General features: G+C 36.8%; 23 protein-coding genes. 9 read left to right on the top strand and 14 right to left on the bottom strand.

What is annotated here, in order from left to right; all coding sequences use genetic code 11:
- From ELS83_RS09015 to ELS83_RS09000, 4 genes are all read right to left on the bottom strand, one after another.
- Positions 1-870 (bottom strand): alpha/beta fold hydrolase, encoded by an 870-nt coding sequence (locus ELS83_RS09015; protein WP_171595221.1) that lies wholly within the window; start codon positions 868-870, stop codon positions 1-3.
- Between the two features lie 106 nt (positions 871-976).
- Complete coding sequence (locus tag ELS83_RS09010; protein WP_171595220.1) at positions 977-1,351, bottom strand: response regulator; 375 nt, start codon at positions 1,349-1,351, stop codon at positions 977-979.
- Positions 1,352-1,558: 207 nt separating this feature from the next.
- On the bottom strand, positions 1,559-2,182 hold the full coding sequence (locus ELS83_RS09005) for a chloramphenicol acetyltransferase (RefSeq protein WP_171595219.1): 624 nt from the start codon (positions 2,180-2,182) through the stop codon (positions 1,559-1,561).
- Entirely contained in the window at positions 2,182-2,823 is a 642-nt protein-coding gene (locus ELS83_RS09000) for a Crp/Fnr family transcriptional regulator (RefSeq protein WP_171595218.1), read from the bottom strand. The genes ELS83_RS09005 and ELS83_RS09000 overlap by 1 nt, the downstream gene beginning before the upstream one ends.
- A gap of 194 nt (positions 2,824-3,017) precedes the next feature.
- On the opposite strand from ELS83_RS09000, the gene ELS83_RS08995 reads away from it, so the two are divergent.
- Positions 3,018-3,248, top strand: coding sequence for a putative signal transducing protein (locus ELS83_RS08995; RefSeq protein ID WP_171595217.1), 231 nt, complete (start codon positions 3,018-3,020; stop codon positions 3,246-3,248).
- Positions 3,249-3,273: 25 nt separating this feature from the next.
- Positions 3,274-4,041: a transporter gene (locus tag ELS83_RS08990; protein ID WP_171595216.1), complete on the top strand. Its 768-nt coding sequence runs from the start codon at positions 3,274-3,276 to the stop codon at positions 4,039-4,041.
- A gap of 67 nt (positions 4,042-4,108) precedes the next feature.
- Here ELS83_RS08990 and ELS83_RS08985 read toward each other — a convergent pair whose 3' ends face one another.
- Positions 4,109-4,411 (bottom strand): cupin domain-containing protein, encoded by a 303-nt coding sequence (locus tag ELS83_RS08985; RefSeq protein ID WP_171595215.1) that lies wholly within the window; start codon positions 4,409-4,411, stop codon positions 4,109-4,111.
- A gap of 84 nt (positions 4,412-4,495) precedes the next feature.
- Between ELS83_RS08985 and ELS83_RS08980 the strand changes: the two genes are divergently transcribed.
- Positions 4,496-4,960 carry a YybH family protein gene (locus ELS83_RS08980; RefSeq protein ID WP_171595214.1) on the top strand — a complete coding sequence of 155 codons (465 nt, stop codon included), beginning with the start codon at positions 4,496-4,498 and terminating at the stop codon, positions 4,958-4,960.
- Here ELS83_RS08980 and rarD read toward each other — a convergent pair.
- Entirely contained in the window at positions 4,957-5,853 is an 897-nt protein-coding gene (gene rarD / locus ELS83_RS08975; protein ID WP_171595213.1) for an EamA family transporter RarD, read from the bottom strand. The two genes, ELS83_RS08980 and rarD, sit on opposite strands and share 4 nt — an antisense overlap.
- A 162-nt stretch (positions 5,854-6,015) precedes the next feature.
- Here rarD and ELS83_RS08970 point away from each other — a divergent pair, with 162 nt between their 5' ends.
- The 3 genes from ELS83_RS08970 (at position 6,016) to ELS83_RS08960 (ending at position 11,199) form a co-directional block, all read left to right on the top strand.
- Positions 6,016-6,684, top strand: a complete 669-nt coding sequence (locus ELS83_RS08970; RefSeq protein WP_171595212.1) for a metal-dependent transcriptional regulator — start codon at positions 6,016-6,018, stop codon at positions 6,682-6,684.
- Positions 6,684-9,011: a TonB-dependent receptor gene (locus tag ELS83_RS08965; RefSeq protein WP_171595211.1), complete on the top strand. Its 2,328-nt coding sequence runs from the start codon at positions 6,684-6,686 to the stop codon at positions 9,009-9,011. Before ELS83_RS08970 ends, ELS83_RS08965 begins: the two co-directional genes overlap by 1 nt.
- A gap of 277 nt (positions 9,012-9,288) precedes the next feature.
- Positions 9,289-11,199, top strand: coding sequence for a tetratricopeptide repeat-containing sensor histidine kinase (locus ELS83_RS08960; protein ID WP_171595210.1), 1,911 nt, complete (start codon positions 9,289-9,291; stop codon positions 11,197-11,199).
- Positions 11,200-11,202: 3 nt separating this feature from the next.
- Here the strand turns inward: ELS83_RS08960 and ELS83_RS08955 are convergent, their stop codons facing one another.
- A complete protein-coding gene (locus ELS83_RS08955; protein ID WP_171595209.1) occupies positions 11,203-12,819 on the bottom strand; it encodes an amidase in 1,617 nt (538 codons plus the stop codon).
- A 377-nt stretch (positions 12,820-13,196) separates the two neighbouring features.
- Between ELS83_RS08955 and ELS83_RS08950 the strand changes: the two genes are divergently transcribed.
- On the top strand, positions 13,197-14,837 hold the full coding sequence (locus ELS83_RS08950) for an AMP-binding protein (protein ID WP_171595208.1): 1,641 nt from the start codon (positions 13,197-13,199) through the stop codon (positions 14,835-14,837).
- An 83-nt stretch (positions 14,838-14,920) separates the two neighbouring features.
- Here ELS83_RS08950 and ELS83_RS08945 read toward each other — a convergent pair whose 3' ends face one another.
- The 6 genes from ELS83_RS08945 to ELS83_RS08920 all read right to left on the bottom strand — a co-directional run bounded on the left by ELS83_RS08945 (position 14,921) and on the right by ELS83_RS08920 (position 20,340).
- On the bottom strand, positions 14,921-15,493 hold the full coding sequence (locus ELS83_RS08945; protein ID WP_171595207.1) for a hypothetical protein: 573 nt from the start codon (positions 15,491-15,493) through the stop codon (positions 14,921-14,923).
- Positions 15,494-15,589: 96 nt separating this feature from the next.
- Entirely contained in the window at positions 15,590-16,882 is a 1,293-nt protein-coding gene (locus ELS83_RS08940) for a glycosyltransferase family 4 protein (protein ID WP_171595206.1), read from the bottom strand.
- Between the two features lie 84 nt (positions 16,883-16,966).
- The gene (gene mazG, locus ELS83_RS08935) at positions 16,967-17,743 is read right to left on the bottom strand and encodes a nucleoside triphosphate pyrophosphohydrolase (protein WP_171595205.1); all 777 of its coding nucleotides are present in this window, start codon (positions 17,741-17,743) and stop codon (positions 16,967-16,969) included.
- Between the two features lie 92 nt (positions 17,744-17,835).
- Positions 17,836-18,291 (bottom strand): hypothetical protein, encoded by a 456-nt coding sequence (locus ELS83_RS08930; RefSeq protein ID WP_171595204.1) that lies wholly within the window; start codon positions 18,289-18,291, stop codon positions 17,836-17,838.
- Positions 18,288-19,856 carry an ATP-binding protein gene (locus ELS83_RS08925; RefSeq protein WP_171595203.1) on the bottom strand — a complete coding sequence of 523 codons (1,569 nt, stop codon included), beginning with the start codon at positions 19,854-19,856 and terminating at the stop codon, positions 18,288-18,290. Before ELS83_RS08925 ends, ELS83_RS08930 begins: the two co-directional genes overlap by 4 nt.
- A gap of 205 nt (positions 19,857-20,061) precedes the next feature.
- Positions 20,062-20,340, bottom strand: a complete 279-nt coding sequence (locus ELS83_RS08920; RefSeq protein ID WP_171595202.1) for a putative quinol monooxygenase — start codon at positions 20,338-20,340, stop codon at positions 20,062-20,064.
- A gap of 88 nt (positions 20,341-20,428) precedes the next feature.
- On the opposite strand from ELS83_RS08920, the gene ELS83_RS08915 reads away from it, so the two are divergent.
- Both ELS83_RS08915 and ELS83_RS08910 read left to right on the top strand, forming a co-directional pair.
- On the top strand, positions 20,429-21,427 hold the full coding sequence (locus ELS83_RS08915) for a PhoH family protein (protein ID WP_171595201.1): 999 nt from the start codon (positions 20,429-20,431) through the stop codon (positions 21,425-21,427).
- Between the two features lie 220 nt (positions 21,428-21,647).
- Positions 21,648-22,595 (top strand): phosphoribosylaminoimidazolesuccinocarboxamide synthase, encoded by a 948-nt coding sequence (locus tag ELS83_RS08910; protein ID WP_171595200.1) that lies wholly within the window; start codon positions 21,648-21,650, stop codon positions 22,593-22,595.
- 77 nt (positions 22,596-22,672) lie between these two features.
- Here the strand turns inward: ELS83_RS08910 and ELS83_RS08905 are convergent.
- Positions 22,673-22,782 (bottom strand): IS3 family transposase (locus tag ELS83_RS08905; RefSeq protein WP_171595199.1); only part of this gene is annotated, 110 nt, incomplete at its 5' end.

Genomic DNA, 22,782 nt, shown 5'->3' with positions numbered 1-22,782 from the left:
CTAATTCGTGAATTGATGCGCATTATAAATGGCTTCAACAATTAATTCTGGCTTCGACCAGGGTACAAAATGATTCAACTCGTCGAGCAATATGGCTTCAATATTTTGATGGTGATTTTTATAATAATCCAATGTTTGATATGGAACCAAAATGTCTTTTTTACCTTGTATGTAGGTTGTTGGTGTTTCAATATTGAAAAGCTGGGTTTCATTTTTTTGCAAACACTCAGAAAGCGAAAGCATTTCCTTATTGCTGTTTTTCAATTCGTGTGGCATAATTCTTTGAGGTAATCCGCCGGAGGCGATAAGGTTATACCATTTAGCTTCCTGATATTCAGGAGAAAGGCATGGTGCAACATAAATTGCATGTCTTACTTTCTCAGGGAAGTCGAGTAGGAACTGTTCCAATACCGCTCCTCCAAATGAGTGTCCCAGTACAATGCTTTTTTCTCCAGGCTTGGTGTAATGTTCCAAAACCTTATTGGTAATTCTGGCCTGATTGGCAAGGTTTTTCATGGCTGGAACCGTGGTTTTACCAAATCCTGCTCGATCGAATGCAATTAATTGGAAGTTCTTAACTAACAGGCTGTCAGAAAAAATCTTCTTAAAATCGAACCAATATCCGGGCGAGCCATGTATAAAAAGTACTTTTGGTGCCGAAGGGTCTCCAATTGCTTTGGTGTGAATTTGATATTCTCCAAATGGAATGTAAGCTGTAGAAGGGTGTATTCCAATATCGATTAATTCGCTAACAACTTTTTCGTCGTTAAAAGCAGATCTCATTTTTTCAATAAGAAAAACCGTTATACCCATAAGGAGTAAAACAGTTACACTTAGAATAACCAATACGTATTTTATCTTTTTCTTCATCTCACACCTCTATAAATCAGACCGTAATAAATAAAATACTTTTTAGTCTGAAATACAATAGCGAGAATGTTATAAAAACTTAAAATATGAGATGAAGAAAATAGGTTTATTGCAAATGCTTGCTGATAAGTTTAATTAAAACATCTTTTTTTACCGGTTTGGCAACATAGTCATCACAACCATTATCCAATGATTTTTTCTTATCGCCCAACAAGGCAAAAGCGGTTTGTGCTATAATTGGTAGATTTGGTCGTATTTTTTTAATTTCTTTTGTGGCTTCGTAACCATTCATTAATGGCATTTTAATATCCATTAGAACCAAATCAATTTTAGAATTGTTTTGACAGATTTCAATTGCCTCAACACCATTGTTAGCTACAATTACCTTACAATTAATTTGATTGAGTAATTCTTCGAAGTAAATGCGGTTGAATTCTTCATCCTCTACAACAAGGATAGTTTTGTTTTTGATTTTATTCATTTTGGCTCCCCTTAATTCATCTTCTAAAATAAGTTTTTTGGGCGACCTAATGAAATTATATTAAGATTTTCTAAAATAATTTGAACAGAATGTAAATTTGTGTTTTCAATGCTCAATTATTCATGATTATTGGGAAAATTTGAGTGATAAAAAACACTTTTGCCCATAAAATTCATATCATAATGAAATTATAGGTAAAAGTGTTTGCTACCTAATTATAATCAATAATTCCTCGAATCGATTAAAGAATTTGCTCACATGAAAACCATCTACCAATGAATGATGCGCATCCACAGTAACCGGCATCATGAATTTACCGTTCTGCTCAAATACTTTTCCAAATACAATTCTGGGTACAGAATCTTTTTTATCGCCACTCCGTGGATGTTTTAAACTGGTAAAACTTCGCCATGGAATAACCGAAACATAAATCAAATCAAGGTTTTGGATGGTTTTCAGGGAATTCGAATGTTTTGCTTTGTTAATGGAAGCTGTTGTTGCCAGCGAAAAGCTTTCAAAATCTTCCATATAGTCGAAATAACAAAAACTGAAGGTGTGATCTTCCTTAAAAACTGTAGTCGACCCATTGATTTGTCCGAATTGAATAATTTGATCATCAACAATTCTGGTGCAAAATTCCGGAATTTCGTTCAGTGCCTTAAGTGCTTTGTGCATGTAAGCAGTAAAAAAAGATTTTCCTGATTTTTTGACACTCAAATACAAATTCGTACAATCGATATTGGAAGTTGCACTAAAAAATGGATCTTCAAAATCTTTAAAAAATTCATACTGAGTTTTTCTTTCCCAACTGTTGATATCTATCCTCTTCATCAGAAGTATTTTTTAATTAAGGTATTTAATTCGTGTTGCTTAATAATATCCAATTTGTTTTTGTTTAAGGATATTAATTCATTGTTGCTTAGTTGTTTCAAAAGTCTGTTAATGCTTCTTACATTTGTTCCAAAATAATTGGCCAAATCCGTTTTGTTAATCTCAATGCTTTGCAAATTGAAATTATCGCTGCTGTCTATAATGAACTTGATTAAATGATACTCCAAGGGAAAATAATTGTCCTCGACCATACGGTAGGATGTGTTCATTAGCTTAGAACAAAGATCAAGATTTACTTTCATGGCAAATTCACTATCCTTTTTTAACCAGTTTAGATAGGTTTCCCTTGTAATTTTAAGTAGTTTACATTTACTCAAACATAAGACTGAATTGAAAAAAGCATCGCCGGTTGGAATTTCAAGATGTCCAAAAAGTTGTGGCTGGTCGAATATTCCAAACAGAAAGCTTTGTCCCGTTGTAGTGGTGTGGAAAACCTTCACTTTTCCTTCCAGCAAAATGTGGCAGTAAAGCGATGGATCACCTTGTTCGAGAACAAATCGATCGGCTTCGAGCGTGACTTCCTCCCATGCTCCATGTAGTATTCCATCGGCATTTTTTTGAACCAGTTCCAGATAATTCATAGTGTGCAGCTTTTGTTATGGCAAATCTACGATTGAAATTACATAGAAACACGGACAAATGTCCCATTCCATTAAAAATTAATGTGAAGCCTTCAAAAAATTTTTTATCGTTTTATTTAAAGTTTAATAGAATAGGAACATTTGTGGAATTTCTCTATCTTAGAAAGAAACATAAATCATTAAAATTACAGCTTATGACAGATGGAACGAATTTAGTTTGCGTATATACGGGATCGATGGTGAATGTAAAATATTATAAAGAAAGATTGGAAGAAATTGGTATTCCTTCTCTTCTGAAAGATGAGTTTAGTTCTGGAACAATTGTAGGTATTGGTGGAACACCAGATACAGTTGATTTGTTTGTGGAAGAAGAGAATGAAGCCAAAGCTCGTAATTGTATTTCAAATCTTCAGGAGCAAGAATAGTTTCCTAACCTATTTAATATTTACGATGTATAAATTTCAGATTCTCGTATATTTCATCCTTTTAAGTGGTGGAGTTTATGCCCAGGAAACAGTTCAAATGGTAACCGATCGGCCAGGACAGGCCGAATCTGCCAGTGTGATGTCGATAAAATCTTTTCAGGTAGAGTCGGGATTCTCATTTGAAAAGGTGAATGCCAATCTAAACAATGTGAGCTATAATACCACGCTATTGCGATATGGTTTGGTAGAGAATATTGAATTACGATTGGGCTTTCAATATTTGGGCTCATATGAATCTCTCGATGGAGGCGATAGCGATGAGAGTGGTTTTGGCCCTCTTACTGCAGGAGCAAAGTTTTTATTGCTTGCCGAAAGTGAGCAATCTCCTCAATTGGCTCTTTTATCCACTTTAGCAATACCAAATACAGGCAGTTCGGCATTCGAGAATGATAACTTAGGCGCAGATATCCGTATTAATGCTGATTATACATTGAATCAAGCCATGAGTCTTGGCGCGAACTTTGGTGTGATGTGGAGTGGGGCAAAAGAAGAAGATTTTGCTGTCTGGATGTATGCAGCAGTAATCGGCTTGTCCATATCAGAACAGGTGGGAGCTTATGCTGAACTTTATGGTTTTTTGCCTGGTGAAGGAAAGAACGATCACCGTTGGGATGGAGGATTAACTTACGCTGTATCAGATAATTTACAGTTGGATTTTTCAACTGGAATTGGTTTGAGCAAGGTTTCTCCAGATTTTTTTATTAGTTTAGGATTATCAATAAGAATGCCTTAACAGGTAGTTCATTACATCAATTCAAAATAAGGCTTGATCAGAATTCTGATCAAGCTTTTTTTTTACTCTATTCCGGTAGAATTCTTGAAATTAAAAACTTAGAATCTTCTTCAGCTTTTAAACCATGCATTTGACCCTTTTCAAATGAAAAAAAGTCGTCTTCTTCTACCTGGTGTATATTGCCTTCAATATCGAAAGTTAATTTTCCTTTAATTACATAAAGACCTGCATTGGCAGGTGCTGGCTGTGGTGGAACTTCCACGCCTTTTTCAATGCTTACAATTAGACTTTCGAATTGTGAATTTGAATAGATTTGCTCCTTTTGTACCTTCGAAATCTCAAGTTTTGTCGATAATTTTTTCAATAACATTGTAATCGCAATTAGGTTTTATTGTGTGAAAATAAGTAATTTACTTTGTAATTAAATCTATAGTTTCTAAAACACCACTAATGTATGAAATTGGCAATAAGAAAAGTAAATTTTCTCCTTTTAATTGGCATCCTGCTTTCTGCTTGTGAATCGAAGGCAGATTTAGAGAAAGCCAAACAGGAAATCATGAATGTTGACCAGGAATTTTCCGATTATTCAATTCAAAATGGGGTGAGAGAAGCATTCTTTGCATTTGCTCATGATTCAGCGGTAATATTAAGAGAAAACTCCTATCCAATTATTGGGAGGGAAAAAATCAAGAATCTTTTTCCTGAAGGTAAAACAGCCGGTGTATCACTCAGTTGGAAACCTATTTTTGCCGATGTGGCCAAATCAGGTGAACTGGGATATACATATGGAATTTATAAATATACCACACCCGATACCATAATGAAAGGAACCTATGTATCGATATGGAAAAAGGGGAAAAATCAGGCTTGGAAATATGTATTTGATTCAGGCAACCAAGGCTTAGGTGATCAACCTTAATTGGATTTTGTCTTTTGTTTGGTGTTTCTGACCATTGAAAATGAGTAAAGTACCAATGCAAACCAAATTAAGCCAAAAGCAATAGCTTGTTCTCGTCTAAAGGGTTCATTGTACACAAAAACACCAATTAATAGCATAAGGCTTGGACCAATATATTGCATAAAACCAATAGCCGAAAGGGGGATTCGTTGCGCGCCCTTGGCAAACCAGTACAATGGCAGAGTGGTCACAATTCCTGTTAAAATAAGGTAGATATCAGTTGAGATATTACCAACAAATATGGCTCCTGTACCATCAAACAGTTGCCAGCCTATGGATATTGCTGCAAATGGAGCTAAAATAAATGTTTCTACCGTTAAAGCTGGAATGGCTTCGATCCCGGCAGTTTTCTTCACCAAACCATAAAAACCAAACGAACCAGCTAAAATTATGGCAATCCATGGAAATTTACCATAGTCGATGGTGAGGTAAATTACTGCAATACAGGCAATAATTAGTGCAATGCTTTTTAATTTATCCAGTTTTTCTTTCAGGATAATCATTCCCAGTAGAACATTAACAATGGGATTAATGTAATAACCCAAACTCGCTTCAACAATCTGATTGATATTGACAGCATAAATAAATAATCCCCAGTTTCCGCCAATAAGCAAAGATGATACAATCAGACTGTTTCTTGTTTTTTTCTGCTTTAGCAGATCGACAATTCGCTTTTGCTTCTTAATCAGTATAAAAAGCAATAGAAAAATAAAAGACCAGAAAATTCGATGAGCCAATACTTCGAGAGCAGGAATATCACTCAATAGCTTCCAGAACAAGGGCAATATTCCCCAGGCAAAAAAAGCTTGCAATGCATATATATAGCCAATACTGGAGTTTTTGGAATTTTCCATGCTGTAGTTTTCAGATTGATTTGCAAATGTAGGGATTTTAGTGTGAGATCATATTAAAAGAAGAAAGTGCATGATAAATAAAATTGTAAATTAATTTAGTCTAAATAAGAAATAATTTAGTATATTTAATTTAAGATTTAAGTAAGCTTAAAAAAATAGATAATGTCGTCTTCGATTGAGAACTTTCTAAAAACCATATACTGCTTTTGTAATCTGGAAGCACGCGATACCAAACCTGGTTCAATCGCCAGCGCTTTGGGTATTAGTAATGCTGCGGCAACAGATATGGCTCGCAAGTTGTCAGAGAAAAATCTGGTTGTATACCAGAAGTATAGACCATTGAATTTAACCCCCAAAGGTGAGAGGATTGCTCTTCAGGTAATTCGCAAACACCGTCTTTGGGAAACTTTTCTTTACCGAACCTTTAACATGTCTTTGCATGAAATTCATGTTGAGGCAGAAAAGTTGGAGCATGCAACTTCGGACCGAATGGCTGATATTTTATGGAACTACCTGGAAAAACCAAATTTTGATCCTCATGGTGATCCTATTCCAAATGTATTTGGATTTGTAGATTCTGAAAAGGATAGCCTTGTTCTTTTTAAGGCTGAAGAAAGCCAAATTTATAAGATCGTTAGACTGGTGAGTGACGATGAGGAATTTTACAATTTTTGCCAGGACAATCAATTGGAAATTGGAAGTGAAGTTCAATTGGTAAAGCAATATGCGAATAACAAGTTAACAGAAATTGCAATTCAAGGAAGACAAATTATTATTCCAAAAGAATTCTCAAATAATATCTATGTTAAAAAAATAAAAACAATAATATAATGAAACTACTTAGACACACTTTTTTAATTCTCTGCTTTTTAGCGATGTATCAACATCTTGTAGCGCAGAAAACGGATGCCAATGTTTTTGGTGATGTAAAATCGGAACAGAGTGGAGAGCACATTCCATTTGTGAGCATATACCTTGAAGGAACAACATTAGGGATTACTACCGATCATACGGGTCACTATCTGTTGGTGAATTTGCCTGTGGGCGAGCATACCATAGTGGCAAAATCGATTGGTTATGAAAATTCAAGCCAAAAAATAGTAGTTGAGGCCGGCAAAACCATTGAGGTTAACTTTATTTTGAAAGAGAAGGTTATGGCACTTGATGATGTGGTGGTTACAGGAACAAAAACATTTAAGCGCAAAACAGAATCTCCTGTAATTGTAAATGTTCTCGAGAGTAAAGCCCTGGATCAGGTTCAGGCGTGTAATATATCCGAAGGTTTACGTTTTCAGCCAGGTTTGCGTGTTGAAACCGATTGCCAGACTTGTAACTACACACAGCTTAGAATGAATGGTTTAGGAGGTGGTTATTCGCAGATTTTAATTAATGGGCGTCCTATTTTTAGTCCATTAACCGGCTTGTATGGTATGGAGCAGATACCAGCCAATATGGTTGAGCGTATCGAGGTTGTGCGAGGCGGTGGATCGGCATTGTACGGTTCCAGTGCTATTGGAGGAACTGTAAATATAATTACAAAAATTCCCAATCAGCCAAGTTATGACTTTGGCATAACCACTCAGTTTATCGATGGCAATGAAACTGATGTAATCATGAATGGAAATATCAGTATGCTGAATCAGAAACGAAATGCCGGGGCATCCATATATGTGAATCGCCGTACAAGAAATGCATATGATGCAAATGGAGACAATTACTCTGAGTTGCCAGAGTTAAAAAATAACTCCTTTGGTGCCAACCTATTTTATAAACCAACAGAAAATCAGAAAATTGAATTGAGCTTTACCAGTTTGCATGAGTACAGGTATGGTGGCGAAATAGTTGATAAAGCAGCACATTTAGCCAAACAATCTGAGGATAGAACACATGATGTCTTAATGGCCGGATTGGATTATCAAATCAACTTTAATGAAGACAACTCATCTTTTATTGCTTATGCAGCTGGTCAATATACAGAACGAGATCATTACACGGGAATTTTTCCTGATGATCAGGATGAAATAGATCAGCACTTAAGCAATCCTCCTTACGGCGATACCGAAAATACAACCTTGCAGTTTGGTACGCAGTTAAACCATAGATTAAATGATTTTTTAGGTGGAAAAAATGTGATAACGATTGGAACAGAATACATGTACGATGATGTTTTGGATTCAATTCCGGCTTACCAATATGGTACCGATCAAACCACTAAAAACTTTGGTGGATTTTTGCAGTCGGATTGGGAAGTACGTAAAAATCTGAATTTCCTTGCCGGGATACGTGTAGATAAGCATAACCTTGTAGACAAAGCCATTCTTAGTCCGCGTTTATCGCTTCTGTACAAGTATAAAACCAATACACAATTTCGATTGACCTGGGGAACAGGCTTTAGAGCCCCACAGGCTTTTGATTCCGATATGCACATTGCCTTTGCAGGTGGAGGAATATCAAGAATTATCCTGGCTGATGATTTGAAAGAGGAGAGATCGCACTCTTTGAGTGGATCGATTAATTACGATAAAGCAACCGAAAAATGGATTGCTGGTTTTACCCTTGAAGGATTTTACACCAAGTTGGATGATGCATTTTACCTGGAACCACTAGGCGAAGATGAGTTGGGAGAAACCTTCGAAAAAAGAAATGGATCGGGAGCAAAAGTACAAGGTGTTACTTTGGAATTGCGTGCAAACTATAACAGGTTGGCACAATTCGAAGCAGGCTTTACATTACAGTCGAGCAAGTTCGACGAAGCTGTTGAGAACATTGAGGGATTAGAGGCCAAGCGTGAGTTTTTAAGAACTCCCGAAAAGTATGGTTATGCTAGTTTGTCTTTCATGCCATCATCAAAGTTCAATGCAACTTTAAGCAGTGTTTATACTGGGCCGATGATTCTGGCTCACTTTGGTGGAGCTCCAGAACAGAGCATTGACGAGTATAAAAAATCAGATTCGTTTACAGAGTTAAATTTAAAGCTGTCGTATACCTTTAAATTAAAGCAAGTTGATTCGGGTTTGGAGCTATTTGGCGGTATTAAGAATATCACCAATGCATACCAGGATGATTTTGACAGTGGTAAAAACAGGGACAGTAACTATGTGTACGGACCAGGTTCTCCAAGAACCTTTTATGTAGGTGTAAGATTAAAAAGTTGGTAAAAAATAGATTCCAGATTCCAATGGCCAAAAATGCTTTCGTGTTTTTGGTCATTCTTTTTTATCTTAAAGCGAACATTCTGGTGGCTAAGTTTTCCTTTCGTAAAATAAATTGAATAATAGATCAAAGCATAAATGTAGTTTCGATTCAACTTTTATTTTTGTATTGCGTAAGATGCCATTGTTACCTGTCATTTAACCTGATAAAATCATTTGCCATATGCCATTAAAGTGGTTATTTCTCTTATTTTCTTTTTGTATCCTAACTTCTGCTGATCTTATGAGTCAGTCGGGAGGAAAGACTGTAAGCCAGTTGTTTACTGAAAAAGAAGTAGTGGAGGAAGTGCAAAACTTAAGCAATGAGTGTTGGCGATTAAGAGAATTACATTCTGATAGCGCACTAATTCTTGGACAAAAAGCATTGGATCTAGCCTTGGAATATAAGTTGAATGGTGAGTTGCCGAGAATTTACGGATTCATTGGTGTGATTCAGCTCCATTATCTGTACAAAACAAAAGAATCTATTCCTAATCTTCAAAATGCTTTAAAATACAGCTTACAGCAGAAGGATTCCATTCAATTGGCCTATTCCTATAACAATTTGGGCGATTTATACCTGATGACCGGGAATGTGCCTCTTTCTTTAAGATATTCAATTCAATCGGTCGATTTGTTTGAAAAATTGAATCATCCAGCCGGAAAATCGTATGCATTCGTAAATGTAGGGTTGGTATATCGGGAGAATAAAGATTTTGATTCAGCTTTGAATTATTTCAACAAGGCGGTTGAAATATGGAAAAGTACGGGTAATGAGATTGGTGTTGGTTCAGTTTATCGTGAAGTTGCCCGAACGCATGAAGCCATGGGCGACCTGAATGAAGCCATGAGCTATTATCAGAAGTCCTATGCAATGAGCCTGGGAAATGAAAAACACAGATATGCTGCTTTTTGTTTAAACGGTATGGCCAATATCTTTTTAATCCAGGGTGAATACGAAAAGTCTTTGGATTATTATACCAAGGCTTTACATCTAAACCGAAAACAAAATCATGAATTTGGACTGGTCGATAATTATATTGGGATTGCACTGGTTAATGCGTATAAAAGAAATCGAGAGGAAGGCGAAAAGTATCTGACATATGCAATGAATACCGCTTTGAAACTTGGTGTAAACAGGCAAATGATTGAAGTTTCTAAATCGTATATAGATTTTTATAAAATACTGGGCGACTTTGAACATGCTACTTTAAGCTCAGAGAAATTTCATGTTTTATACGATTCGGTTTTATCCTTGCAGCAGTTCGAAATTATCAACGAGATGGAACGTAGTTTCGAAGTTCAGAATGATTTACTGCATACCGAACAAGAGTTACAAACCAACAAGTTGTTAGAACAAAATCTCGTAATTGTTATTTTACTAATGGTTGTGGTAATTGCTGTAATGATATGGAGGTATCGAACCAATAAAAAAATCAGCAGGAAATTGGAAGAGATGAATCAGAGTAAAGACAAGCTATTTTCGGTTATTTCTCATGATTTGAAAAATCCCTTTAATTCGCTGATTGGCTTTAGTGAATTACTGCTTTTGGAAATTGATAAAGAAGATTACCATAAATCGAAACGATTCGCAAAATACATCAACCAGGCAGCGGTAGAAGGTTTAAAATTACTCACAAGTTTACTGCAATGGTCGCTCTCGCAAGCAGGTAAAATTCAATTTAATCCTCAGGAAAGCGATTTTAATGATATCATGAAGGAATTGTACGAGTTTTATGAGATTGAAGTAAATCAGCACCATATTGAATTACAAATTCAAAATACTGTGAATTCTGTATTTGTTGATCCTGATATCATCAGGATTGTGCTGATGAATATCATATCAAATGCCATTAAATATACCGATGAAAATGGAACGATTTGTTTGAATGCTTCTCAAAATGCCACAAACATACACATTGAAATCAAAGATTCGGGAATCGGAATGTCAGAATCTTTGGTAGATCAACTATTTACCAAAAAAACGTTTACTCAAAGCAAAGCCGGAGTACGAGGAGAGCAGGGAACGGGTTTGGGATTGAGCGTTGTGCAAGAACTGGTACAATTACACAAAGGAAGCATAAAGGTAGAAAGTCGCGAAGGACTTGGTACTACCTTTACACTACAATTTCCATGTAATTCTTCGCTAAACTAATTCTTACTGCATAATTGTGGAATAATATTCAGGTGGTCTGCGGTGCATTGTATTTTGCTCGTAAGAGTAGGCTATGTTTATTAATTTTTCTTCAGAGAAAGCTTCGGCAAAAAATGATATCCCGATAGGAAGACTGTGAACAAAACCTGCAGGAATGGTAATGTTTGGATAACCTGAAACTGCAGCAGCCTGACTGCTTCCACCACCAAAATGATCGCCATTAATCAGATCGATATTCCAGGCAGGGCCATTTGTTGGAGCTACCAAAGCATCTAGCTTGTGTTTTTTCAGTGTTAAATCAATTCCTTCTTCTCCAGCCAGTTTTTTACATTTTGCCAGTGCTTCCTTGTATTCACTTTCATTCAAATCGCCTTTCTGATTTGCCATTTCCATGATTTCCTGTCCGAACCAAGGCATTTCCAAATCTTTGTATTGCTCATTGAATTTGATAATATCATCCAGGCTTTTTACAATTGGGAATTTACATTGGCTAAGGTACTTGTTAAGGTCGTGTTTAAACTCATACAGCAAAACCTGATACTCTTCGTTGCCATACTGGTGCAGGTTTTCAAGTTCAACATCAACAAGCTCCGCTCCAGCTTGTTTCATATCTTCAAAGGCCTGCTCCATAATTTTGTCTACTTCTGAATGGAAGCCCATGAGCTTTCTAACCACACCAATGCGTTTGCCTTTTAAAGTATCTTTATTGAGATTAGAACCATATTCTTTAGGCTTATTTTCATCATTTACAGTAATGTCATCCTTTTGATCAGGACCAGTCATCGCGCTCAACAAAATTGCAGCATCCGAAACTGTTCTGGCCATAGGACCAGCCGTATCTTGCGAGTGGGCAATTGGAATAATTCCCGACCTGCTCACCAATCCTAAGGTAGGTTTAATACCTACAATGCCATTCTGACCCGAAGGACAAACTACCGATCCATCGGTTTCTGTTCCAACAGCTGCCACACACAAATTTGCGGCTACAGCAACGCCCGAACCAGAACTCGAACCACATGGAGAACGATCAATTACATAAGGATTATGGGTTTGTCCACCTCTACCACTCCATCCGCTAGACGAGCGTGTGCTTCTAAAATTGGCCCACTCACTTAAATTGGTTTTGGCCAAAATTAAGGCACCAGCTGTTCTAAGTTTCTTTACGATAAAAGCATCTTGGCTGGCAAAATTGCCTTCCAAAGCAAAAGAACCAGCGGTTGTCATCATTTTATCTGCTGTGTCGATATTGTCTTTAAGCATTATAGGAATGCCATGTAAAGGACCTCTTAACTGACCATTTTTTCTCTCCTCGTCGAGCTGTCTAGCAAGGGGTAGGGCATCAGGATTAATCGAAATTACCGAGTTTAAACTTGGGCCGTTTTTATCGATTTGTTCAATTCTGTCCATAAAAGCAATAACCAGTTCCTCGCAGCTGAGATCTCCACTCTCCATCATTTTTTGAAGTTCCGAAATGCTTTTTTCGTTAAAAGGAAACTTGTTGAAGTTAGGCTGCTCTGTTTCTTTCTGATTTGATTCAGTATTCTTGCAAGCTGTAAGGCCAAATCCGGATAGCATGGTAGCTGCAATGGCAGATACCGATAAAAAATGACGACGTTTCATAGTGTTGAGTTATGGCTTTTAATAATTGTCAATTGATTTTAACAAACATCTGAATTGAGTGAATAAGAAATTCACTCTATAGCGTGTAATGTCTCTGATTAGATCAATAAATGTATTAAAAAAAGAATAATTTCAAGATTAATATGATTAAAAACTTTAAGAACTGGAATTGAATAGGGATCGGTTCTTATGCTCCTAATATTAGGTGTTTATGCAATGGGCAGAAGCTTTTGCACCATTCAAAATATCGATTAGAATCTCTTCTTAAAGCCTTAAAATTCCGGCTCAAATCATATTTTTTATATCTTGCGTTAGAGCAAACAACTATAATTCCTATCTATAAGCATAGTGCTTGCTCCAACCTTAAGACCAAAAAAATGGAAAACATTAATAAGTTTACCTTTCCAGCTTTGTTTGAAACTACGGTTAAAAAGTATGGAAACTGTAACGCAATGGCTCTAGTGGGACAAAATCCTTTAACCTACAAGGAAGTTGATTCAACCATTAAATCTTTAATCGCATTTTACGAGAAGCTTGGGATAAAACCAGGCGATAAAGTTGCACTTCTAAGTACCAATATGCCCAATTGGGGTATGGCTTATTATGCAACTGTTTTTATGGGCGCAGTTGTTGTGCCAATGTTGCCCGATTTTAGCCTAAGCGAAATAGAGAATATTTTACAACATTCGGAAGCTAAAGTAATATTGGTTTCAAATGGCTTGCTTCCAAAATTGGACAATATCAAGGCTGAGAGTCTTCAGTATAAAATTGCAATCGAAGATTATTCAATTATTGGGGAAGCTGTGGCTTGTCAGTTCGATTCCTCTGTTCAATCGCAGATGGAATACCAGGTTGAGGAAGACGATTTGGCTGCCATAATCTATACCTCTGGAACAACAGGAAATTCGAAGGGAGTAATGCTTTCGCACAAGAACATTTGTTCAAATGCTAGCAGAGCAAAAACCATTCATCCAATCGATGAAAAGGATCGTTTTTTATCCATTCTTCCGCTATCTCATACCTACGAAAATACTTTGGGCTATGTAATTCCAATGATTGCAGGAGCATGTATTTATTACCTGGGTAAAACCCCGGTTCCTTCATTGCTGATTTCGGCGTTTAAAGAGGTTAAACCAACGGTAATGTTTTCTGTTCCACTTATTATTGAGAAAATTTACCAGGGAAAAGTTCTTCAGTCGATCAATTCGAAAGCAATCACCAGGTTTTTATATAAGATTCCATTTTTCAGGAAAAGATTAAATGCAATAGCAGGGAAGAAGCTCATGCAGACTTTTGGTGGAGAACTGACCTTTTTTGGAATTGGTGGTGCCAAGTTAAATTCGAATGTTGAGCGATTTTTACGTGAAGCAAAATTTCCATATGCCATTGGGTATGGTTTAACCGAAACCGCACCATTACTGGCAGGTATAGGACCATCGAAAACCAGGTTTCAATCAACTGGGCCGGCATTAATGGGTGTGGAACTAAAAATTCATAATCCTGATCCTGTAACCCAGATTGGAGAAGTTTGGGCCAAAGGCGATAATGTAATGTTGGGTTATTACAAAGAACCTGAAAAAACCAAAGAAGTCTTAACCGAAGATGGTTGGTTTAAAACTGGCGATTTGGCTAAGATGGATAAAGACAATTACTTGTACATTGAAGGTCGACTTAAGAATATGATTGTTGGTGCGAGTGGTGAGAATATCTACCCGGAAGAAATTGAATCGGTAATCAACAACTTTAAGCATGTTGTGGAGTCGATTGTGGTAGAGAAGAAAGGAAAGCTGGTGGCCATGGTTCACTTTAATTATGAGGAGCTTGAGCAACAGTACAAACATCTTAAGAAAGAAGTGGAAGGCTATGTAGATCATACCGTTGATGAGTTGATTGCAGAGTTACAGGTTTATGTAAATTCTCGTGTCAATAAATTCTCGCAGGTACAAATGGTTGTTGCGCATGTCGATCCTTTCCAAAAAACAGCAACTCACAAAATCAAGAGATTTTTATATCATTAAAATGATTTGAAAAACATTATAAAAATAAAAGAACGCAAAGGAATTATGCTTTGCGTTCTTTTTTTATCATCATGTAATTTTTATTACTCTTCCATCGACCAACTGTAAATTAAGGAAGCATCTCCGGTAAAATCCTTTTCTCTGTCAATTTCGGTTTGTGTCTCAAACTCATCCCCAAATCGTTCAAAGGCACTCACAAATCCAAAATCTCTGTCGGGAATATCTTTTAGAATTTTTCCTACCAACGAAACTGCTTTTTTCGAAATCACCAACCACGGAACAGTTGCAGCTCCTACAATATCAGTAACAATACCAAAAGCTTCGCCAGCAATACCATTTTCAATATCTGCCAATATTTCGCCTAAATTTCGATTCGATTTCCGGGTATGGCGCAAATAGATGTGAACATTCAACTCCCTGTCTTTGGGCATTTCCCTACTCAAAATGTACAAGCCTTCCGATCCTTCCTGATCGGTATCAAAAAAATACTCGTTCTCGTGTCGCTTGCTTAATTTAAAGGGTTCCTGGGGAATGGTGCTAACAATCATTTTATCCTTTTCGCTAGGATGGTCGGCAACCACCACGAAATATAGTTTCCAGTTCTTTTTGGGACGATAAATTCGAATTCCATCTATTTCAAGTCTTACTCTACTCATTGCATAGGGTTTTAAGTATTTACGATAATAAAATAGTAATTATTACCATAAATATAGCAATTGTTTTGTAGTAGATTGAATTTTTATGAAAATGAATTAATTTCTAGTAAGTTGATTGTAAATGTTTAGCAGGTTTTTGGTTTGCCCGGATATGTTGAACTCTTTCTCAACTCCATTTCGGCAGCTAAGCGATAATTCTTGCAGTTTTTCCTGGTCGCGAAGTAACTCTTTTAAAGCAGTACAAAGTGCTTCGCTGTTGTTTTGATCGAATGTAATTCCACCCTTCGATTTTTCAACAATCTCGGGAAATGCACCCAATTTTGGTTGTACAACAGGAACACCCGATGCCATACTTTCTAAAAGGTACAGTCCAAAAGCTTCGCCATTGCGAACAGGAACAGAAATCATTTGTACTTTACCAAAGAAATCGTGTCGTCCAATTCCATCGAAATCTTCATGGAATTCTACCTCATTCCAAAGCTTTGCTTTTTTTAATTTCTTTTCACTTTCCTTTAAAATTCCCTTGTCATCACCAGTCGATCCACCAGTTAAAACCAGAATTACATCCTCAAACTCCTGATCTTTCTTTAGTAGGATAAAAGCATCAATGATGATATCAAAGCCATTGGCTTCGCACATTCTTGAAATGTATCCAATGTTTCGTTTTTTCTCTTTAAAGGATTTTACCTGGTAATCTGTAGGTTCAACTCCCAAATGGTTGATGAAAACTTTGCTTTCTGGGATGTCCATTTTTGCCAGTGAGACTTTTGCATAAAAATCAGAAACCGCAATAAAACCATCCACTGCTTCTGCTTTCTCACTCATCAGTTTCCAAATTTTATCCCGAAAGGAGTCATTCATGGCATCAACCCATACATCTTCATCTTGCAAGGAGCAAACAATTACTGCATTAGGAAATTCTTCGCGTAACTTTGGCGCCAGGCCAAGCAAGAGCGCATTCGATAAATGAATTACATCTGGTTGCAGATGCTCAGCCATCCAGCTTACCATGCGGTGCAATTCTTCTTTTTGCTTGCCTTCTTCGCCCATGAGCATCGAAATGGTCATTTCCTCCAATCCTTTTGCACTGGTAGAACCGGCCATGCTTGCAGCGAGTTTAAGCATTGGTTTCGAATTCAACAACTTGTCGACCCAGGCAGGAGCCTTTTGAAAAATGGGGTAAAGCTGCTTCAAATAAATGCTGATTGCCCCATAAAAAACAGGCACTTCGTTCAAATCATGTTCATCGGAGAAAAGGGGAAGGTACATGGGTAATTTGGTAACTTGATGTCCCTGTTTTTTCATTGCCAGGTAAAATTTATCATCGCGTAAGCAATTTCCGCAATAGAAGCTTCCTCCCGATCCGGGTATGATTTGAAGTATGTTCATAAGGCTAATCTTAAAGTGTAACTGATCTGTATTTAAAGTTAACACATTTTACTGAAGCTACTTTACATACAGGCAAGAGAAATATTATTTGTCAAACTGTTTTGCCTCTTCCCAGATTTCGTCCATTTCTTCCAGGTTCATCTCTTTTAAGTTTCTACCTTGTTTTAAGGTTTTACTTTCAAGATAATTGAATCGCTTCATGAACTTTTGGTTGGTTCTTTCCAGGGCATTTTCAGGATTTACACCATACAAGCGGGCAGCATTAATCAGCGAGAAGAACAAATCACCGAACTCCTGTTCCATTTTGTCCTGGTCTCCATTTCTGATTTCGTTTTCAACCTCCTGCATCTCTTCACTCACTTTCTCCCAAACTTGCTCTTTTTCGTCCCAATCGAAGCCTACGCCACGAACTTTATCTTGTATGCGATTTGCTTTTACAAGGGCAGGCAAGGAGTGAGGAACTCCTTCGAGAACCGATTTGTTTCCATCTTTTTCCTTTAGTTTTAATTGTTCCCAGTTTTCCTCTACCTCTTTGGCATCGGCAACTTTGGTATCGCTAAAAATATGGGGATGGCGATAGATTAACTTTTCACTAATTCCGTCGCACACATCGGCAATGTCGAAGTCATTGGTTTCCGAACCAATTTTTGCATAAAAAACAATGTGAAGCAAGATGTCGCCCAATTCCTTTTTGATTTCTTGTTTATCGCCTTTCAAAATCGAATCGGCCAATTCGTAGGTTTCCTCAATGGTAAGGGTTCTAAGACTTTCGAAAGTTTGTTTTTTGTCCCACGGACAACCTTCCCGAAGTTGGTCCATTATATCTAATAAGCGCTCGAAGGCTTTTAATTTTCTATCCATACTTTTGCATTTGTTCTAATCGAAAATCAAATTTACAAAAGTATTTTGCAGCTGTACCGCTTTTTGATTTTTTTATTTGAAAGGCAGCCAGACTATTTTTCCGCACTTTTAATTTGGGCTCCCGTACGATCTGATATTTGTTTGGCCACATCCTTAACAAAATCGTAATTTCCCGAAACAATTTCGCATCGTCGGTTATCGATTATTGCGTATAGCTTGTAGGTAAAGCTGATTTCGTTTCTTGAAATTGAAAGTACAGCCATTCCTTTGTTTTGCCTGATTTTTCCAATTAAAAGTTTGCTGGTTCCCGATACATCGATCCAGGAACCAAATTTAATTCCCAATAAACTGGTGAACTTCCTGATTTGTTGTTTTTCCAAATCGATACTCAAACCAGAATGAGTTAGTAAAAAAGGCAAAGCCAGGAGAATAAACATGATGCCGGCGAGTCCTTCATCAAGAATTATTACGATTCCGATGAATAGGAATAAAATCCCCAGCATCATAAAATTTGGGGGCAGTTTGCCGGTTTTGTAATTGGAAATCATGAGTGTGCTTCAAATTCTAGTTTTGTTTGAATATTTTCTTCCAACGGATATCCATCAATGGGGATTGAAAAGCTAAATTTACTTCCCATTCCCGGAGTCGATTCAACTTTAATGCTACCATTAAGGAGTGTAATCAGTCCTTTAACAATTGATAATCCCAAGCCTGTTCCTTCATGTTGTCGGCTGATACTCTGATCTACCTGGGAGAATCGTTCAAATACATGATTTAATTCTTCTTTTGGAATTCCGATTCCTGTATCCGATACAAAAAAGTGAATGTCCTGGTCGATTATTTTATAGCCAATTTCAATATTACCTTCGTGTGTAAACTTAAATGCATTGCTGATTAAGTTAGAAAAAATCTGGTTTAGTTTTCCCTTATCAGTGTTTAAACTGATATTTTCGGCACAGGTTTGATGAGGCACAAGAATCTGAATGTGATGCTTATCGAAACGGCTTTGATTGGCTTCGGCAATTGCCTTTAGTTCCATGAGGAAATTTTTTAAGCCAAACTGTTCGGGATATATCTCAATCTTTTCCGATTCAATCCTGGAAATATCGAGCAAGTCATTCAGAATACAGAGCAAATCGTTGCCTCGCTGATTAATGATATCTGTATATTCAATTAACTTTCGTCGATTATCAAACTCGTTTGGTATTAATGATGAGAAACCAAGAATAGCATTCATTGGAGTTCTGATTTCGTGACTCATGTTCTGAAGAAAAATGGTTTTCAGTCGATCGCTCTCTTCAGCTTTTTCTTTCGCATAGGTAAGTTCTTTGTTCTTTTCTTTTAGTAGTGTTTCATTTGCCAAAACTTTCTCCTGAGAAAGGTTTCGTTCTTTTACCGATCGTAAAGTTCTTCGGTAAGCCAACCATCCTAAAAATATACCGACAATAGCAATAATCAAGTGAGAATAGGCATAGTCGAGTATTTTGGTTTTTAAAATAGGAGCGTATTTTTCCATGGGAATGGCAACACTAATACCACCATAAATATCGCCTAACTTGTAGTTTTGCGATTCATGACATTTGATACAGCCCTCTTCAACCACCATTGGTCTCATGTATCGTAAGTATTCCTTGTTGTCAATCATTTCGATGCTGCTGTAATCCTTAACGCCTGTTTTGAATAAGTGTAAGGCCTTGCTTTCCCACTCATCAGGATTGTTTTCGGGGCGTAAGGGGTCCAGACTGGTGATATGCCCTTTTTCACCGGTTTGCTCTTCGGCAAGTTCAAATGCCAGGCGAGTCATGTAAGCCGGATTAATTAGGGTTAGCTTTTGACCACTGGCAGTTGTAATGTCTCTTTCCGGAATAAAATCGAGATATTCGTTAGGTTTGATATGTTCGGTTACCGGAACATAAACACCACCATGCATTGCAGCCCAGCGTCGGAAAGTAAGATCTTTATTATGATTTCCTATGGCTTCGACTCTGGCCAGCTCGTAGGTTGTTCGTTTTTCTTCGTGGATATTCCATATTAATGAAGATGCCAATAAAAAAATGAATCCAATACTGGTAGCAATAAAGAATTGCTTGATGTGTCTAATGTCTTTATTCATAAATAAATGTAAATAAGTAGTTGTATTGGGTTGTCTAGTCGTTTTCGAGTTGCTAAATAATAACAATCTTATGATTTGTCCAAACTACTTTACGAATGCTTTGGTTAAAAGTTGTAAAAAGACACAAAAATTTATTGTATACTATAAGTTTTGAATATAAAGTAAAAAATATCGTTAATGAGGAAAATGTAATGGGGTAATAAAATTACACAAGACTCCAGGCTTCTGGTTTGTTGGCGAACCATTGTTTTACCTGATTCCAGTTGCCACGAAAAAAATCTGATTCCCGATATTGGTTCAAGGCCAATTCCGATTCCCAATGGCTTACTGTAAAGAAAATACATGGATTATTTTTATCCTGCAAAACCTCTAAATGTGAACAACCTTCGAAAGCCAATATATCAGCTTTTTCATTCCTTGTCAGCATTTTAAAATCTTCAATGTGTTTGCTTTGTATTTCAAGTTTTACAAATCGAATAATCATTGCAATTTTATTTGATAATTTTCACTTGTTATGAGGTCACAAATCAGAATTAATAACTAATTTGTGAGCTCAAAAGTAATGAAATTATATGATTGAAAAGAGTATATCGCTAGGGGTAATTGACCCTCTTGAATTTTACGGAATTAACAATGCAAAGCTTGAAGTGATAAAGGAAATGTTCCCTAAACTAAAAATAGTAGGAAGAGGTAATGAGATCATTGCAAGCGGAGAGAATAAAATACTCGAGGTATTCGAGGACAAAATGAATTTGTTGATCCAGCACTACAACCAATACAATGTACTTACTCTTTCCAATATCAAACGCATTATCCTTGAAAATACTCCAGGCATACAGGATCCCGATGATCCTGAAAGCGTAATTATTTTTGGGAACAATGGGAAGATTATTCGTGCAAAAACAGCCAATCAGCGAAAGCTTGTTGAGAAAGCGGCTAAAAATGATATGGTGTTTGCAGTCGGACCAGCAGGTTCGGGTAAAACCTATACAGCCATTGCTCTTGCAGTAAAAGCGCTTCGAAACCAGGAGGTGAAACGCATTATATTAAGCCGACCAGCAGTAGAAGCAGGAGAAAATCTGGGTTTTCTTCCTGGCGATTTAAAAGAGAAAATCGATCCTTATTTGCAACCGCTTTACGATGCCTTGCTGGATATGATTCCTCCTCGAAAACTGGCTGATTATTTGGAAGCAGAAGTAATTCAGATTGCACCTTTGGCCTATATGCGTGGACGTACATTAAACGATGCATTTGTAATTCTTGATGAGGCTCAAAATACAACTACCAAACAGCTGAAAATGTTTCTTACCCGAATGGGAACCAGCGGTAAATTTATGATTACGGGTGATATTACCCAAATCGACTTGCCACGAAAACAACAATCTGGTTTAATACAGGCATTCAGAATCCTTAGAAAAATTAAAGGAATTGCCATGGTTGAGTTCGATAGTTCGGATATTATCCGTCATCGATTGGTAAAAGAAATTGTTGCAGCCTACGAAAAAGAAGACGAAAGGGTAGAGCAAAAAATAAAAGAAAAGAAGCTTGAGGATAAAAAGAAAGAGGAATAATTGTAAAACTTATCAGTCATGAAAATATTGATTTTTATGCTCGTTTTTCAAACTGCTAAGTTCAAGTAAATTTTTGTGTAACAAATTCGACATTTGTTCTTTTTTACAATCTTACTTTTATCTATCTTCGCATTGAATTTAAAAATAACCAGGCCTAATAGCTATAAACTATAGGCTTTTAAGGAAACCGTTTTATAAATTATTTGAATTTTTTGGAGCAATGAAAGAAGCTATTGTTAAAACAGATTTTAATTTTCCGAATCAAAAAAATGTTTACAAGGGTAAGGTAAGAGACGTTTATAATATCAACGACGAATATCTTGCAATGGTTGTTTCGGATCGTATTTCGGCATTTGATGTTGTTTTGCCTAAGGGAATTCCTTTTAAAGGACAGGTTTTAAACCAAATTGCAGCACGCTTCTTGGATGCTACCGCTGATATTGTTCCTAACTGGAAAATTGCTACTCCAGATCCAATGGTAACAGTTGGTCATCTTGCAGAACCATTTATGGTAGAGATGGTTATTCGTGGATACCTTACAGGACATGCGTGGAGAGAGTACAAAGCTGGTAAAAGAACTTTATGTGGTGTGCCACTTCCTGAAGGAATGGTTGAAAACCAAAAGTTTGAAAAACCAATTCTTACGCCAACAACAAAAGCATTGGAAGGTCATGATGAGGATATCTCGAGAGAAGAAATCTTAGCGCAGGGATTGGTTTCGGAAGAGGACTACACAAAATTGGAAGAGTACACATTGGCTCTATTCCAAAGAGGAACTGAAATTGCAGCTGAAAAAGGCTTGATTTTGGTTGATACCAAATACGAGTTTGGTAAAAAAGATGGTAAAATTTACCTGATCGATGAAATTCATACACCAGACTCATCGCGTTATTTCTATACAGAAGGTTACGAAGAGCGTTTGGCAAATGGCGAAGCTCAAAAGCAATTGTCGAAAGAGTTTGTTCGTGAGTGGTTGATGGAAAACGGATTTCAGGGTAAGGAAGGACAAGAAGTTCCTGATATGAATGAAGAGAGAATCAATCAGATTTCTGAGCGTTACATCGAATTGTACGAGCAAATTATTGGTGAAAAATTCGTGAAAGCTGAAGCAACAAGCGTAAAAGCAAGAATCGAAGACAATATCGAAGCTTGTTTGAAAGAAATGTAAAAAATAAGCTTACAAAATATAAGAAAAGCCGAATTCCAATGAAGTGAACCCCAAATATTGGACGGTTATAAAATAAGTTAATGATATTGAGTTCGGTATTTTACCGGACTCAATCCGTTTAAATGAGTCTTTATTCTAATATTATTGTAGTAATTTATATACTCCTCCAGTTCCTTTAGAAAGTGTT

Origin of the sequence: Marinifilum caeruleilacunae (genome assembly GCF_013141825.1) — a bacterium.
Taxonomy (GTDB): Bacteria; Bacteroidota; Bacteroidia; order Bacteroidales; family Marinifilaceae; genus Marinifilum; species Marinifilum caeruleilacunae.
The sequence above is the reverse complement of the archived record's forward strand: the minus strand, read 5'-3'. Positions and strand labels throughout refer to the sequence as shown.

Excerpts from the sequence above, each read along its gene's own strand:
- ELS83_RS08965 (WP_171595211.1), top strand. The coding sequence starts at position 6,684 with ATGAAACTACTTAGACACACTTTTTTAATTCTCTGCTTTTTAGCGATG.
- ELS83_RS08910 (WP_171595200.1), top strand. The coding sequence starts at position 21,648 with ATGAAAGAAGCTATTGTTAAAACAGATTTTAATTTTCCGAATCAAAAA.
- rarD (WP_171595213.1), bottom strand. The coding sequence starts at position 5,853 with ATGGAAAATTCCAAAAACTCCAGTATTGGCTATATATATGCATTGCAA.
- ELS83_RS08970 (WP_171595212.1), top strand. The coding sequence starts at position 6,016 with ATGTCGTCTTCGATTGAGAACTTTCTAAAAACCATATACTGCTTTTGT.
- ELS83_RS09005 (WP_171595219.1), bottom strand. The coding sequence starts at position 2,182 with ATGAAGAGGATAGATATCAACAGTTGGGAAAGAAAAACTCAGTATGAA.
- ELS83_RS08930 (WP_171595204.1), bottom strand. The coding sequence starts at position 18,291 with ATGATTTCCAATTACAAAACCGGCAAACTGCCCCCAAATTTTATGATG.
- ELS83_RS08950 (WP_171595208.1), top strand. The coding sequence starts at position 13,197 with ATGGAAAACATTAATAAGTTTACCTTTCCAGCTTTGTTTGAAACTACG.
- mazG (WP_171595205.1), bottom strand. The coding sequence starts at position 17,743 with ATGGATAGAAAATTAAAAGCCTTCGAGCGCTTATTAGATATAATGGAC.
- ELS83_RS09000 (WP_171595218.1), bottom strand. The coding sequence starts at position 2,823 with ATGAATTATCTGGAACTGGTTCAAAAAAATGCCGATGGAATACTACAT.
- ELS83_RS08985 (WP_171595215.1), bottom strand. The coding sequence starts at position 4,411 with ATGTTATTGAAAAAATTATCGACAAAACTTGAGATTTCGAAGGTACAA.
- ELS83_RS08920 (WP_171595202.1), bottom strand. The coding sequence starts at position 20,340 with ATGATTATTCGATTTGTAAAACTTGAAATACAAAGCAAACACATTGAA.
- ELS83_RS08960 (WP_171595210.1), top strand. The coding sequence starts at position 9,289 with ATGAGTCAGTCGGGAGGAAAGACTGTAAGCCAGTTGTTTACTGAAAAA.
- ELS83_RS08990 (WP_171595216.1), top strand. The coding sequence starts at position 3,274 with ATGTATAAATTTCAGATTCTCGTATATTTCATCCTTTTAAGTGGTGGA.
- ELS83_RS08925 (WP_171595203.1), bottom strand. The coding sequence starts at position 19,856 with ATGAATAAAGACATTAGACACATCAAGCAATTCTTTATTGCTACCAGT.
- ELS83_RS08955 (WP_171595209.1), bottom strand. The coding sequence starts at position 12,819 with ATGAAACGTCGTCATTTTTTATCGGTATCTGCCATTGCAGCTACCATG.
- ELS83_RS08945 (WP_171595207.1), bottom strand. The coding sequence starts at position 15,493 with ATGAGTAGAGTAAGACTTGAAATAGATGGAATTCGAATTTATCGTCCC.
- ELS83_RS08915 (WP_171595201.1), top strand. The coding sequence starts at position 20,429 with ATGATTGAAAAGAGTATATCGCTAGGGGTAATTGACCCTCTTGAATTT.
- ELS83_RS09015 (WP_171595221.1), bottom strand. The coding sequence starts at position 870 with ATGAAGAAAAAGATAAAATACGTATTGGTTATTCTAAGTGTAACTGTT.
- ELS83_RS09010 (WP_171595220.1), bottom strand. The coding sequence starts at position 1,351 with ATGAATAAAATCAAAAACAAAACTATCCTTGTTGTAGAGGATGAAGAA.
- ELS83_RS08980 (WP_171595214.1), top strand. The coding sequence starts at position 4,496 with ATGAAATTGGCAATAAGAAAAGTAAATTTTCTCCTTTTAATTGGCATC.
- ELS83_RS08940 (WP_171595206.1), bottom strand. The coding sequence starts at position 16,882 with ATGAACATACTTCAAATCATACCCGGATCGGGAGGAAGCTTCTATTGC.
- ELS83_RS08995 (WP_171595217.1), top strand. The coding sequence starts at position 3,018 with ATGACAGATGGAACGAATTTAGTTTGCGTATATACGGGATCGATGGTG.